Raw genomic sequence first — 12504 nt, forward strand, 5'->3', positions numbered from 1 at the left:
CGAGGAGGGTATCGACCGCGGTTTCGAACGGGCGGGTACTCCGTTGCACCTGGGCGAGTAGAAGTCCTCCCTGGAGCGTGGCGAGCAGAGTAGTGGCGAGGTCATCCGGGTCGATGCCGGGCGGGAGCTGCCCGGCGGCCTGGAGGGACCTGAGTCCTTCGCTGATTTCCGTTGTCCACCGTTCGAACCCGGCGGCCATCAGGGCCCGGGCCTCCGGGTCGCTCTCGGCGAGCTGGCCGCCGAGGGAACCGAGGGGGCAGCCGCCCTTTGCCTGGACGCGCTCCGCCGCATAGATCACCATGTCCCGCCAGGCTTGGACCCCTTCCACGCTGCCGAGATCCGCGTGCCGCTGGTTGCTGACGGCGGCGTCGGCCTGGTAGTCGATGACCGCCTGCACGAGATCGTTCTTGTCGGGGAAGTAGTGGTACATCTGCGAGCCGCTGACTTCCGCCGCCGCCTTGACGTCGTCCAGGGTGGTGCCCGCCACCCCGCGCTCGTGGATCAGGGCGGCGGCCTCCTCCACTATCCGCGCCCGGGTGCGCTCGCCCTTGGGGGTGAGCCTCGGCCGGCCACTCGTCTCGTTGACCATTCACCCATTCTAACAACATTTTGAGTTTGACAACCCAGCCCGGACCGTCACATTTTGAGTTTGACAACCCACTTCGAGGCTGACAGAGTGGGTTGCACGACTCACTCCTACTGCACATCTTTCGAGGAGAGACCATGAGCAAGTTCGATGCTCAATTCGCCGGTCGGCTGGACGGGCAGACCGTGCTAGTCACCGGCGCCAACGGCAGTATCGGCCATGAGACAGCCCAAGGCATCGGGAACAGCGGGGCGACTGTGCTGGTGCACGCCCGCGGTGCCGACCACGCCCGGCGCGCTGTCGACCTGCTGGTCGCCAACGGCAACGGCAAAGGCCAGTACCTGGCCGTAGCCGGAGACCTCGGATCTTTGGCCGGTGTTCGGGCACTGGCCGGCGCTGTGCACGAGGCCGCGCCGAAGGGACTCAACGGACTGGTAAACAACGCGGGTGCCGCGTTCTCCAGCAGGGCACTGTCACCCGACGGGTACGAGCGGACCATCGCCATCAATCACGTCGCGCTGGCGGCACTGACCGACGGGCTGCTCGACCTGCTCCGGAAGGGCGCTGATGATTTCGCCGTGCCCTCGCGGGTGGTCAACATGACCGCCCTGATCGAGTCGCGGGGCAAGCCGGTCACCGACTGGAGCTACCCGGGTAAGTACAAGCAGATCCAGGCCTACGCCGATGCCAAGCTGCTGGCCCTGATGTACACCTACGCCCAGGCTCGCCGCCATGAGGGCGAGGGCCTGACGTTCAACGCAGTCAGCCCGGGCGCGGTCAAGACCACTCTCGGCAGCAAGGCCGGCGGCCCGTTCAAAACGATTGAGGCGTTGACCAATCCGTTCGTCGGGCCTCCGGAGAAGGGGTCACGCGGCTGTGTGCGGCTGATGGCCGATCCGGAGCTCGCGTCCGCGACCGGGGGCTACTACAGCTCCGCGAAGTTGAAGAAGTCCTCGAAGAAGTCCCAGGACGTCGAAGGCCAGGACCGCATCTACGCCCAGACCGAACGGGAATTGCGCGCCCACCCCTGAGCCGGCGGTCACCTGCCGATGAGACCCGCCGGCAAAGAGCTCACGCAAGCGGTGCGGGCAGTACGTGATCCTCGCGCCTGGGGTCGGTGGGGCGTTCCCGGGCTCGTCGCCAAGCGCGCCGACGCCATCGCCGGAGCTGCCGCTCACATCCAGGGCCCAGTTCGTGACGGGGCGGCACTCGTCCCGCCCGCATCACCGATAGGAGTTGCGTCGTGGCAGACTTTCCCGCCCCAGCCGAGGGCATCGTGCTCACCCATTTCCTCGTCTCCGACGATGTCGGCCGCTCGCGGGCCTTCTACACCGAGGTGCTCGGTGGCGAGGCGCTGATGGATGGCGAGCCGACGATCGTGGCGCTGGCCAACAGCTGGATCATCATCAACACCGGCGGCGGCCCGACGGACGACAAACCCTCGATCACGCTCGAGGCCCCGCACGATCTGGACCGGGTCGGCGCGTTCCTGAATATCCGTGTTGCCGACATCGCCGCCGTGTACGCCGACTGGTCGGCCAAGGGCGCGCAGTTCCTCACCGAACCGATCGATCGTGGGCCGGAGATCCGCTGCTACCTGCGTGACCCCGACGGTCACCTCATCGAGGTCGGGCAGAGCCGACGCTGAGTGCCATCCCCGCCATCACTCCTGACACTGGAGTTAGATATGCAGGACAAAGTGATTGCCGTCACTAGAGCCGACTGGCGGGCTGGACCGGTTCCTGGCCGGCGACCCCCGCGATGCCGGCTGCGAGCAGGCACTGGAGATCCTGGACGTCTACGTCGAGATGGTCCTCGATGACGCCCCCGGCTTGGCGGCCACCCGCTTCCCTGACGTCGCCGTGCATTTGGCGGCCTGCGGACCGTGCGACGAAGACTTTCAGGGTCTGCTCGCCGCGGCCGGAGCCACCCCGTGACCGGCGACTATCCGCCGGCGCTGCCGCCGGTGAACCATACGGCGCCGGTCCCTCGCCGGATCAGGGCGACACTGGCTGGGCAGACCGTTCTCGACACGATGTCGGCGCTGTATGTATGGGAGTGGTCGCACTACCCGCAGTACTACATCCCGCTAGCCGACATCGACCCCGCGGTGCTGGTCGATGAGCAGCAGAGCAGAAGCTCAGCCGCGGCACCGCCCGCCGCTACAGCCTGCAGGTCGGGGACGTGACCCGGCCCGCGGCGCTGCGGGTCTACGGCGACGACGCCGTAGTCGAGGGACTGGCCGGACGGGCGCGGTTCGAGTGGGATTCCCTGGACGCTTGGTTCGAGGAGGACGAGCAGGTCTTCGTCCACGCCCGCGACCCCTACACGCGCGTCGACGCGCTGCGGTCCACCCGCAGCGTCCGTGTCGAGCTCGAAGGCGTCGTGCTGGCCGAATCGAGCTCGCCGGTGATGGTGTTCGAGACCGGGCTGCCGACCCGCTACTACCTCAACCGCACTGAAGTCGACTTCACCCACCTCGCCCCGGCCAGCACGTTGACCGCCTGTCCCTGTAAGGGCACCACCAGCGGCTACTGGACCGCGCACCTCGGTGACACGAGCTACTCCGACATCGCCTGGACCTACGACTTCCCGACCCGCCAACTGCTGCCGATCGCCGGGCTGATCGCGTTCTACAACGAGAAAGTCGACACCTTCCTCGACGGTCGTCTCCTTGACCGGCCTGTCAGCCTGCCGTCCCGATAGCTGGCACCGATGATGGCTTCAATGTGAGTCTTGTACGGGACTTGCCGGCATTGAAGCGGACGTCCCGATCGGGACGCAATACCTTGCCGTCTCTGGCGGCGGCGTTCTCTTTGATCAGGGCGGTGGTGCCTGCGAGGTCAGTGGTGCCCATAAGGTCGCTCTCCTGGATTTTTGAAATGTTTACGCGGATGTCTTTAGGTGACAAAGCGGTGGATGGCCCCGCTGGCGTGGTCCTGAAACGATGGGTTGGCCAGGTCGGGGAAGATGTCTGCTTGGCATCCGGGATTGATCTTGGGCTGACCCGCTCCGCGGGGTTATTCGTGCACCACAAGCACGGACAACGGTGCATGTGCGAGCACGTCAGTCGCGACGCTCCCGAGCAGGTGCCCTACGAGCCCGCTCCGACGGCGACCGCCGATCACAATCAGGCTCGCGTTCTCTTCCGCGGCGGCCTCGACGATCCCCTTCCAGGTCGGCGCGGCCTCCATCTCCTTCGGTCGTGACGCGAACCCCGCCTTCTTCGCCAGGGATGCCCCGTAGGCGGCAGTCTCCTCTGCTGCCCTCCGTACCTCCGAGGCCTGGTCGGCGTCGAAGTGCCGTTCGTTGGCAGGGGTGAAACCAACATCGACCGGCTGCCACACGCAGAGGACCAGCGCGTCCATCCCGCGCGCCAGCACCAGTGCGGCACGGTCGATAGCGAGCCCGGCGAGCTCTGAACCGTCGTAAGCGAACAGCACCGGACCGATTAGTGGAACTTTTGCCTGAGTGGATGCCATATCAGTCAACGCTTTCCGGTATCAGGGTTGCAGCATGTGCGTTCGAGCGAAGTTTCGCCAGCAGAGGCGGCGAGTACCACGCCGGCCCCGTCTGGGTGAGGAAGAGATCGAGGTCCGGGGTCTGCGCCCGGGCACCACTGAACGCGTAGATGCCGGCACCGATGGTGCCGCCCCCGAGAGCGAGCCCGAGTCCGATCCACAGAGCAACGCCGGTCCCCGCGTCGAGGCCGCCACTAGCCGTCGACGCGAAGTAGACGAAGATCGGCGCGATCATGAAGGCTGCGGTAGCCCTGAAGAGTTCGACGATGGCGGAGATGCGCTGGAGGTTGCCGGCGGGAAGGGAGAACCCGGCGACGAACAGTGCTGGTGTGACCGTGGCGCCGAGCCCGAGCCCCGTCAATCCCGAGCCGACGAGGGTCACTGCCTGGCTGGAGGGCACCTCTATGCGGAAGACCGCGATTCCGGCCGCGAGCAGGATCATGCCGGCGAACGGAAGGTAATTCAGGGCGCGTCTCCGGATCACCTGGCCGAGCACCACCGCCGAGACCACTGCTCCACCCACCTCCGGCAGATAGAGCAACCCGATGTGCAGGGGGCTGTAAAGCCCGACCAGGACGCCGTAGCTGAGCGCGGTCGCCGAGACCGACGCCGCAGCCGCAAACAGCGCCATCACGATGACGGCAACGGGCATCGAGCTGTTGAGCAGCGCACGGACGGTCAGCAGTGGCCGCTTGGCCCTGTACTGATAGATCACCAGGGCGATGATCGTGGCGAGCCCCCCAGCAGCGGCACGATTACGACGGGATTCGAGAAGGAGTGGCTCGTGAGCTGTGAGGCGCCGAAAAAGGCGGCCACGCAGCCAACGGCCGCGAGCCCGATCGCTAGCGGGTCTCGAGGCGCATCGGGATTGGCCGGCGGGCGTCGTCGAAGGTCAACATGGCCAGCACGAGCGCCGCGCCGGAGATGGCGGCGATGATCCAGAAAAGCGGGCGCCAGGCATTCGATTGCGCCTGCACTCCGCCGACAAACGGACCCAACGCCACGGCGCCGAAGATGCACATGTTCATGATCACGGCCGTGTCGCGCAGCTTGTTTGGCGGGTAGCCGATCATCAGCGGCGGCACCGCTGCAATCAGCAACAGGCTGGTGCAGAGTCCTTGGATCACATGGCCGACGATGAACATCTCCACGTTGACCGCAGATGCCGCCAGGACCGATCCAATGACGAGGAACACTGTGTAGATGACCATCATCCTGCGCTGGGGAAGGTGCTGGGCGAATTGCACTGCGAGCACCGTGCCCACCGCATAGGCGGCATTGCCCAGGCCCGAACTCAGGCTCATCGCCTGCAGGCTCGTGTGCAGCTGCTTTGCGATGATCGGCGTCAGCGGATCGAGCGCAGCGGACAGCGCCAGATACGGGATCAACGCGAACATGACCATGGCCGCCACGGCGGCGTAGCGGCCGGCGAGTGGGCCCCGGGGTATCAAGCGGCCTCCCTCTGGTGTCGGCGTGTCCCCGCGTCTGGTGGGTTGTACAGGAACGGGCGGCGCATCGGGCTCCTAGTGCGGTGACCACATACCTTCACCGGGTGCCCGCAGGGCACCGGCCAGGCGTGATCGCGTACGCCGACCCGGTGGACCTTAGTGGACAGCGCACTAGCCGTGTCGGAATGATCGAGTGATGAGGCTGTCGAAGCACCTGGCGACCGGTCCGGCGCCGGAACAGCCGTCGTCCCTCAACGTCGAAGCCGGCCGCATTGAACCGATCTCCCTCAGCTACCGCGACGACGTGTCCGGCCAGTCCTCTCGGAGCAGGGACGTCTACTTCACCGGCCGATCAAGAAGACGACCATCGAGGAAGGTGTCGACTTTCTCGTCGTAGAACGCGATCAGCCCGGCGATCGGCAGCAGCTGGCGGGTCGGGAAGTCGTAGACCCAGGCGATATCGGAGTAGCTCGTGTCACCGAACTGCACGGTCCAGTAGCCGCTGGTGGTGCCCTTATAGGGACAGGCGGTGACGCTGTCGGTCGGGACGAGGTGGGTGAAGTCGACTTCAGTGCGGTTGAGGTAGTAGCGGGTCGGCAGCCCGGTCTCGAACACCAGCACCGGGGAGCTGGATTCGGCCAAGATCACGCCGTCGAGTTCAATGCGGACGCTGCGGGGCGACCCCTACACCCGCGTCGACGCGGGTGTAGGGGTCGCCCCGCAGCGTCCGCATTGAACTCGACGGCGTGATCTTGGCCGAATCCAGCTCCCCGGTGCTGGTGTTCGAGACCGGGCTGCCGACCCGCTACTACCTCAACCGCACTGAAGTCGACTTCACCCACCTCGTCCCGACCGACAGCGTCACCGCCTGTCCCTATAAGGGCACCACCAGCGGCTACTGGACCGTGCAGTTCGGTGACACGAGCTACTCCGATATCGCCTGGGTCTACGACTTCCCGACCCGCCAGCTGCTGCCGATCGCCGGGCTGATCGCGTTCTACGACGAGAAAGTCGACACCTTCCTCGATGGTCGTCTTCTTGATCGGCCGGTGAAGTAGACGTCCCTGCTCCGAGAGGACTGGCCGGACACGTCGTCGCGGTAGCTGAGGGAGATCGGTTCAATGCGGCCGGCTTCGACGTTGAGGGACGACGGCTGTTCCGGCGCCGGACCGGTCGCCAGGTGCTTCGACAGCCTCATCACTCGATCATTCCGACACGGCTAGTGCGCTGTCCACTAAGGTCCACCGGGTCGGCGTACGCGATCACGCCTGGCCGGTGCCCTGCGGGCACCCGGTGAAGGTATGTGGTCACCGCACTAGGAGCCCGATGCGCCGCCCGTTCCTGTACAACCCACCAGACGCGGGGACACGCCGACACCAGAGGGAGGCCGCTTGATACCCCGGGGCCCACTCGCCGGCCGCTACGCCGCCGTGGCGGCCATGGTCATGTTCGCGTTGATCCCGTATCTGGCGCTGTCCGCTGCGCTCGATCCGCTGACGCCGATCATCGCAAAGCAGCTGCACACGAGCCTGCAGGCGATGAGCCTGAGTTCGGGCCTGGGCAATGCCGCCTATGCGGTGGGCACGGTGCTCGCAGTGCAATTCGCCCAGCACCTTCCCCAGCGCAGGATGATGGTCATCTACACAGTGTTCCTCGTCATTGGATCGGTCCTGGCGGCATCTGCGGTCAACGTGGAGATGTTCATCGTCGGCCATGTGATCCAAGGACTCTGCACCAGCCTGTTGCTGATTGCAGCGGTGCCGCCGCTGATGATCGGCTACCCGCCAAACAAGCTGCGCGACACGGCCGTGATCATGAACATGTGCATCTTCGGCGCCGTGGCGTTGGGTCCGTTTGTCGGCGGAGTGCAGGCGCAATCGAATGCCTGGCGCCCGCTTTTCTGGATCATCGCCGCCATCTCCGGCGCGGCGCTCGTGCTGGCCATGTTGACCTTCGACGACGCCCGCCGGCCAATCCCGATGCGCCTCGAGACCCGCTAGCGATCGGGCTCGCGGCCGTTGGCTGCGTGGCCGCCTTTTTCGGCGCCTCACAGCTCACGAGCCACTCCTTCTCGAATCCCGTCGTAATCGTGCCGCTGCTGGGGGGCTCGCCACGATCATCGCCCTGGTGATCTATCAGTACAGGGCCAAGCGGCCACTGCTGACCGTCCGTGCGCTGCTCAACAGCTCGATGCCCGTTGCCGTCATCGTGATGGCGCTGTTTGCGGCTGCGGCGTCGGTCTCGGCGACCGCGCTCAGCTACGGCGTCCTGGTCGGGCTTTACAGCCCCCTGCACATCGGGTTGCTCTATCTGCCGGAGGTGGGTGGAGCAGTGGTCTCGGCGGTGGTGCTCGGCCAGGTGATCCGGAGACGCGCCCTGAATTACCTTCCGTTCGCCGGCATGATCCTGCTCGCGGCCGGAATCGCGGTCTTCCGCATAGAGGTGCCCTCCAGCCAGGCAGTGACCCTCGTCGGCTCGGGATTGACGGGGCTCGGGCTCGGCGCCACGGTCACACCAGCACTGTTCGTCGCCGGGTTCTCCCTTCCCGCCGGCAACCTCCAGCGCATCTCCGCCATCGTCGAACTCTTCAGGGCTACCGCAGCCTTCATGATCGCGCCGATCTTCGTCTACTTCGCGTCGACGGCTAGTGGCGGCCTCGACGCGGGGACCGGCGTTGCTCTGTGGATCGGACTCGGGCTCGCTCTCGGGGGCGGCACCATCGGTGCCGGCATCTACGCGTTCAGTGGTGCCCGGGCGCAGACCCCGGACCTCGATCTCTTCCTCACCCAGACGGGGCCGGCGTGGTACTCGCCGCCTCTGCTGGCGAAACTTCGCTCGAACGCACATGCTGCAACCCTGATACCGGAAAGCGTTGACTGATATGGCATCCACTCAGGCAAAAGTTCCACTAATCGGTCCGGTGCTGTTCGCTTACGACGGTTCAGAGCTCGCCGGGCTCGCTATCGACCGTGCCGCACTGGTGCTGGCGCGCGGGATGGACGCGCTGGTCCTCTGCGTGTGGCAGCCGGTCGATGTTGGTTTCACCCCTGCCAACGAACGGCACTTCGACGCCGACCAGGCCTCGGAGGTACGGAGGGCAGCAGAGGAGACTGCCGCCTACGGGGCATCCCTGGCGAAGAAGGCGGGGTTCGCGTCACGACCGAAGGAGATGGAGGCCGCGCCGACCTGGAAGGGGATCGTCGAGGCCGCCGCGGAAGAGAACGCGAGCCTGATTGTGATCGGCGGTCGCCGTCGGAGCGGGCTCGTAGGGCACCTGCTCGGGAGCGTCGCGACTGACGTGCTCGCACATGCACCGTTGTCCGTGCTTGTGGTGCACGAATAACCCCGCGGAGCGGGTCAGCCCAAGATCAATCCCGGATGCCAAGCAGACATCTTCCCCGACCTGGCCAACCCATCGTTTCAGGACCACGCCAGCGGGGCCATCCACCGCTTTGTCACCTAAAGACATCCGCGTAAACATTTCAAAAATCCAGGAGAGCGACCTTATGGGCACCACTGACCTCGCAGGCACCACCGCCCTGATCAAAGAGAACGCCGCCGCCAGAGACGGCAAGGTATTGCGTCCCGATCGGGACGTCCGCTTCAATGCCGGCAAGTCCCGTACAAGACTCACATTGAAGCCATCATCGGTGCCAGCTATCGGGACGGCAGGCTGACAGGCCGGTCAAGGAGACGACCGTCGAGGAAGGTGTCGACTTTCTCGTTGTAGAACGCGATCAGCCCGGCGATCGGCAGCAGTTGGCGGGTCGGGAAGTCGTAGGTCCAGGCGATGTCGGAGTAGCTCGTGTCACCGAGGTGCGCGGTCCAGTAGCCGCTGGTGGTGCCCTTACAGGGACAGGCGGTCAACGTGCTGGCCGGGGCGAGGTGGGTGAAGTCGACTTCAGTGCGGTTGAGGTAGTAGCGGGTCGGCAGCCCGGTCTCGAACACCATCACCGGCGAGCTCGATTCGGCCAGCACGACGCCTTCGAGCTCGACACGGACGCTGCGGGTGGACCGCAGCGCGTCGACGCGCGTGTAGGGGTCGCGGGCGTGGACGAAGACCTGCTCGTCCTCCTCGAACCAAGCGTCCAGGGAATCCCACTCGAACCGCGCCCGTCCGGCCAGTCCCTCGACTACGGCGTCGTCGCCGTAGACCCGCAGCGCCGCGGGCCGGGTCACGTCCCCGACCTGCAGGCTGTAGCGGCGGGCGGTGCCGCGGCTGAGCTTCTGCTCTGCTGCTCATCGACCAGCACCGCGGGGTCGATGTCGGCTAGCGGGATGTAGTACTGCGGGTAGTGCGACCACTCCCATACATACAGCGCCGACATCGTGTCGAGAACGGTCTGCCCAGCCAGTGTCGCCCTGATCCGGCGAGGGACCGGCGCCGTATGGTTCACCGGCGGCAGCGCCGGCGGATAGTCGCCGGTCACGGGGTGGCTCCGGCCGCGGCGAGCAGACCCTGAAAGTCTTCGTCGCACGGTCCGCAGGCCGCCAAATGCACGGCGACGTCAGGGAAGCGGGTGGCCGCCAAGCCGGGGGCGTCATCGAGGACCATCTCGACGTAGACGTCCAGGATCTCCAGTGCCTGCTCGCAGCCGGCATCGCGGGGGTCGCCGGCCAGGAACCGGTCCAGCCCGCCAGTCGGCTCTAGTGACGGCAATCACTTTGTCCTGCATATCTAACTCCAGTGTCAGGAGTGATGGCGGGGATGGCACTCAGCGTCGGCTCTGCCCGACCTCGATGAGGTGACCGTCGGGGTCACGCAGGTAGCAGCGGATCTCCGGCCCACGATCGATCGGTTCGGTGAGGAACTGCGCGCCCTTGGCCGACCAGTCGGCGTACACGGCGGCGATGTCGGCAACACGGATATTCAGGAACGCGCCGACCCGGTCCAGATCGTGCGGGGCCTCGAGCGTGATCGAGGGTTTGTCGTCCGTCGGGCCGCCGCCGGTGTTGATGATGATCCAGCTGTTGGCCAGCGCCACGATCGTCGGCTCGCCATCCATCAGCGCCTCGCCACCGAGCACCTCGGTGTAGAAGGCCCGCGAGCGGCCGACATCGTCGGAGACGAGGAAATGGGTGAGCACGATGCCCTCGGCTGGGGCGGGAAAGTCTGCCACGACGCAACTCCTATCGGTGATGCGGGCGGGACGAGTGCCGCCCCGTCACGAACTGGGCCCTGGATGTGAGCGGCAGCTCCGGCGATGGCGTCGGCGCGCTTGGCGACGAGCCCGGGAACGCCCCACCGACCCCAGGCGCGAGGATCACGTACTGCCCGCACCGCTTGCGTGAGCTCTTTGCCGGCGGGTCTCATCGGCAGGTGACCGCCGGCTCAGGGGTGGGCGCGCAATTCCCGTTCGGTCTGGGCGTAGATGCGGTCCTGGCCTTCGACGTCCTGGGACTTCTTCGAGGACTTCTTCAACTTCGCGGAGCTGTAGTAGCCCCCGGTCGCGGACGCGAGCTCCGGATCGGCCATCAGCCGCACACAGCCGCGTGACCCCTTCTCCGGAGGCCCGACGAACGGATTGGTCAACGCCTCAATCGTTTTGAACGGGCCGCCGGCCTTGCTGCCGAGAGTGGTCTTGACCGCGCCCGGGCTGACTGCGTTGAACGTCAGGCCCTCGCCCTCATGGCGGCGAGCCTGGGCGTAGGTGTACATCAGGGCCAGCAGCTTGGCATCGGCGTAGGCCTGGATCTGCTTGTACTTACCCGGGTAGCTCCAGTCGGTGACCGGCTTGCCCCGCGACTCGATCAGGGCGGTCATGTTGACCACCCGCGAGGGCACGGCGAAATCATCAGCGCCCTTCCGGAGCAGGTCGAGCAGCCCGTCGGTCAGTGCCGCCAGCGCGACGTGATTGATGGCGATGGTCCGCTCGTACCCGTCGGGTGACAGTGCCCTGCTGGAGAACGCGGCACCCGCGTTGTTTACCAGTCCGTTGAGTCCCTTCGGCGCGGCCTCGTGCACAGCGCCGGCCAGTGCCCGAACACCGGCCAAAGATCCGAGGTCTCCGGCTACGGCCAGGTACTGGCCTTTGCCGTTGCCGTTGGCGACCAGCAGGTCGACAGCGCGCCGGGCGTGGTCGGCACCGCGGGCGTGCACCAGCACAGTCGCCCCGCTGTTCCCGATGCCTTGGGCTGTCTCATGGCCGATACTGCCGTTGGCGCCGGTGACTAGCACGGTCTGCCCGTCCAGCCGACCGGCGAATTGAGCATCGAACTTGCTCATGGTCTCTCCTCGAAAGATGTGCAGTAGGAGTGAGTCGTGCAACCCACTCTGTCAGCCTCGAAGTGGGTTGTCAAACTCAAAATGTGACGGTCCGGGCTGGGTTGTCAAACTCAAAATGTTGTTAGAATGGGTGAATGGTCAACGAGACGAGTGGCCGGCCGAGGCTCACCCCCAAGGGCGAGCGCACCCGGGCGCGGATAGTGGAGGAGGCCGCCGCCCTGATCCACGAGCGCGGGGTGGCGGGCACCACCCTGGACGACGTCAAGGCGGCGGCGGAAGTCAGCGGCTCGCAGATGTACCACTACTTCCCCGACAAGAACGATCTCGTGCAGGCGGTCATCGACTACCAGGCCGACGCCGCCGTCAGCAACCAGCGGCACGCGGATCTCGGCAGCGTGGAAGGGGTCCAAGCCTGGCGGGACATGGTGATCTATGCGGCGGAGCGCGTCCAGGCAAAGGGCGGCTGCCCCCTCGGTTCCCTCGGCGGCCAGCTCGCCGAGAGCGACCCGGAGGCCCGGGCCCTGATGGCCGCCGGGTTCGAACGGTGGACAACGGAAATCAGCGAAGGACTCAGGTCCCTCCAGGCCGCCGGGCAGCTCCCGCCCGGCATCGACCCGGATGACCTCGCCACTACTCTGCTCGCCACGCTCCAGGGAGGACTTCTACTCGCCCAGGTGCAACGGAGTACCCGCCCGTTCGAAACCGCGGTCGATACCCTCCTCG

At 66.1% G+C, this 12504-nt stretch carries 18 protein-coding genes and 2 pseudogenes; 10 read left to right on the plus strand and 10 right to left on the minus strand.

Annotation, left to right across the window (positions count from 1 at the left end):
* Positions 1-589 (minus strand): TetR/AcrR family transcriptional regulator (locus ACLP9N_RS21780; protein WP_442409353.1); only part of this gene is annotated, 589 nt, incomplete at its 3' end.
* A 134-nt stretch (positions 590-723) separates the two neighbouring features.
* On the opposite strand from ACLP9N_RS21780, the gene ACLP9N_RS21785 reads away from it, so the two are divergent.
* The 4 genes and pseudogenes from ACLP9N_RS21785 to ACLP9N_RS21800 all read left to right on the plus strand — a co-directional run bounded on the left by ACLP9N_RS21785 (position 724) and on the right by ACLP9N_RS21800 (position 3292).
* On the plus strand, positions 724-1617 hold the full coding sequence (locus ACLP9N_RS21785; protein WP_442409354.1) for an SDR family NAD(P)-dependent oxidoreductase: 894 nt from the start codon (positions 724-726) through the stop codon (positions 1615-1617).
* A 212-nt stretch (positions 1618-1829) separates the two neighbouring features.
* A complete protein-coding gene (locus ACLP9N_RS21790) occupies positions 1830-2234 on the plus strand; it encodes a VOC family protein (RefSeq protein WP_442409355.1) in 405 nt (134 codons plus the stop codon).
* A 55-nt stretch (positions 2235-2289) separates the two neighbouring features.
* A complete protein-coding gene (locus tag ACLP9N_RS21795) occupies positions 2290-2523 on the plus strand; it encodes a hypothetical protein (protein WP_442409356.1) in 234 nt (77 codons plus the stop codon).
* Positions 2520-3292 (plus strand): annotated as a pseudogene (locus ACLP9N_RS21800) (DUF427 domain-containing protein). The gene ACLP9N_RS21795 and the pseudogene ACLP9N_RS21800 overlap by 4 nt, the downstream one beginning before the upstream one ends.
* Here the strand turns inward: ACLP9N_RS21800 and ACLP9N_RS21805 are convergent.
* The 5 genes from ACLP9N_RS21805 to ACLP9N_RS21825 all read right to left on the minus strand — a co-directional run bounded on the left by ACLP9N_RS21805 (position 3273) and on the right by ACLP9N_RS21825 (position 6218).
* Positions 3273-3443 carry a hypothetical protein gene (locus ACLP9N_RS21805; protein ID WP_442409357.1) on the minus strand — a complete coding sequence of 57 codons (171 nt, stop codon included), beginning with the start codon at positions 3441-3443 and terminating at the stop codon, positions 3273-3275. The pseudogene ACLP9N_RS21800 and the gene ACLP9N_RS21805 sit on opposite strands and share 20 nt — an antisense overlap.
* Before the next feature lie 163 nt (positions 3444-3606).
* Complete coding sequence (locus ACLP9N_RS21810) at positions 3607-4068, minus strand: universal stress protein (RefSeq protein WP_442409358.1); 462 nt, start codon at positions 4066-4068, stop codon at positions 3607-3609.
* Between the two features lies 1 nt (position 4069).
* A complete protein-coding gene (locus ACLP9N_RS21815; protein ID WP_442409359.1) occupies positions 4070-4822 on the minus strand; it encodes a hypothetical protein in 753 nt (250 codons plus the stop codon).
* Positions 4823-4949: 127 nt separating this feature from the next.
* Positions 4950-5558 carry an MFS transporter gene (locus ACLP9N_RS21820; protein WP_442409360.1) on the minus strand — a complete coding sequence of 203 codons (609 nt, stop codon included), beginning with the start codon at positions 5556-5558 and terminating at the stop codon, positions 4950-4952.
* Positions 5559-5891: 333 nt separating this feature from the next.
* Complete coding sequence (locus tag ACLP9N_RS21825; RefSeq protein ID WP_442409361.1) at positions 5892-6218, minus strand: DUF427 domain-containing protein; 327 nt, start codon at positions 6216-6218, stop codon at positions 5892-5894.
* Positions 6219-6286: 68 nt separating this feature from the next.
* Between ACLP9N_RS21825 and ACLP9N_RS21830 the strand changes: the two genes are divergently transcribed.
* The 5 genes from ACLP9N_RS21830 (at position 6287) to ACLP9N_RS21850 (ending at position 9232) form a co-directional block, all read left to right on the plus strand.
* Positions 6287-6613, plus strand: coding sequence for a DUF427 domain-containing protein (locus ACLP9N_RS21830; protein ID WP_442409361.1), 327 nt, complete (start codon positions 6287-6289; stop codon positions 6611-6613).
* Between the two features lie 333 nt (positions 6614-6946).
* Entirely contained in the window at positions 6947-7555 is a 609-nt protein-coding gene (locus ACLP9N_RS21835; protein ID WP_442409360.1) for an MFS transporter, read from the plus strand.
* A gap of 127 nt (positions 7556-7682) precedes the next feature.
* Complete coding sequence (locus tag ACLP9N_RS21840) at positions 7683-8435, plus strand: hypothetical protein (protein ID WP_442409359.1); 753 nt, start codon at positions 7683-7685, stop codon at positions 8433-8435.
* Position 8436: 1 nt separating this feature from the next.
* Positions 8437-8898, plus strand: coding sequence for a universal stress protein (locus ACLP9N_RS21845; protein ID WP_442409358.1), 462 nt, complete (start codon positions 8437-8439; stop codon positions 8896-8898).
* Positions 8899-9061: 163 nt separating this feature from the next.
* Positions 9062-9232 carry a hypothetical protein gene (locus ACLP9N_RS21850; RefSeq protein ID WP_442409357.1) on the plus strand — a complete coding sequence of 57 codons (171 nt, stop codon included), beginning with the start codon at positions 9062-9064 and terminating at the stop codon, positions 9230-9232.
* Here ACLP9N_RS21850 and ACLP9N_RS21855 read toward each other — a convergent pair.
* The 4 genes and pseudogenes from ACLP9N_RS21855 to ACLP9N_RS21870 form a co-directional block, all read right to left on the minus strand.
* A pseudogene (locus tag ACLP9N_RS21855) lies at positions 9213-9985 on the minus strand (DUF427 domain-containing protein). The gene ACLP9N_RS21850 and the pseudogene ACLP9N_RS21855 sit on opposite strands and share 20 nt — an antisense overlap.
* Positions 9982-10215: a hypothetical protein gene (locus ACLP9N_RS21860; protein WP_442409356.1), complete on the minus strand. Its 234-nt coding sequence runs from the start codon at positions 10213-10215 to the stop codon at positions 9982-9984. The pseudogene ACLP9N_RS21855 and the gene ACLP9N_RS21860 overlap by 4 nt, the downstream one beginning before the upstream one ends.
* A gap of 55 nt (positions 10216-10270) precedes the next feature.
* Positions 10271-10675, minus strand: coding sequence for a VOC family protein (locus ACLP9N_RS21865; protein WP_442409355.1), 405 nt, complete (start codon positions 10673-10675; stop codon positions 10271-10273).
* Positions 10676-10887: 212 nt separating this feature from the next.
* Positions 10888-11781 (minus strand): SDR family NAD(P)-dependent oxidoreductase, encoded by an 894-nt coding sequence (locus ACLP9N_RS21870; protein WP_442409354.1) that lies wholly within the window; start codon positions 11779-11781, stop codon positions 10888-10890.
* Positions 11782-11915: 134 nt separating this feature from the next.
* On the opposite strand from ACLP9N_RS21870, the gene ACLP9N_RS21875 reads away from it, so the two are divergent.
* A partial coding sequence (locus ACLP9N_RS21875; RefSeq protein ID WP_442409353.1) for a TetR/AcrR family transcriptional regulator occupies positions 11916-12504 on the plus strand: 589 nt, incomplete at its 3' end.

The organism is Mycobacterium sp., from assembly GCF_052144515.1.
Lineage (GTDB): Bacteria > Actinomycetota > Actinomycetes > Mycobacteriales > Mycobacteriaceae > Mycobacterium.

What these genes read in the sequence shown, in the direction of transcription:
- ACLP9N_RS21785 (WP_442409354.1), top strand. Translation starts at nt 724, where the DNA reads ATGAGCAAGTTCGATGCTCAATTCGCCGGTCGGCTGGACGGGCAGACC.
- ACLP9N_RS21805 (WP_442409357.1), bottom strand. Translation starts at nt 3,443, where the DNA reads ATGGGCACCACTGACCTCGCAGGCACCACCGCCCTGATCAAAGAGAAC.
- ACLP9N_RS21810 (WP_442409358.1), bottom strand. Translation starts at nt 4,068, where the DNA reads ATGGCATCCACTCAGGCAAAAGTTCCACTAATCGGTCCGGTGCTGTTC.
- ACLP9N_RS21845 (WP_442409358.1), top strand. Translation starts at nt 8,437, where the DNA reads ATGGCATCCACTCAGGCAAAAGTTCCACTAATCGGTCCGGTGCTGTTC.
- ACLP9N_RS21850 (WP_442409357.1), top strand. Translation starts at nt 9,062, where the DNA reads ATGGGCACCACTGACCTCGCAGGCACCACCGCCCTGATCAAAGAGAAC.
- ACLP9N_RS21870 (WP_442409354.1), bottom strand. Translation starts at nt 11,781, where the DNA reads ATGAGCAAGTTCGATGCTCAATTCGCCGGTCGGCTGGACGGGCAGACC.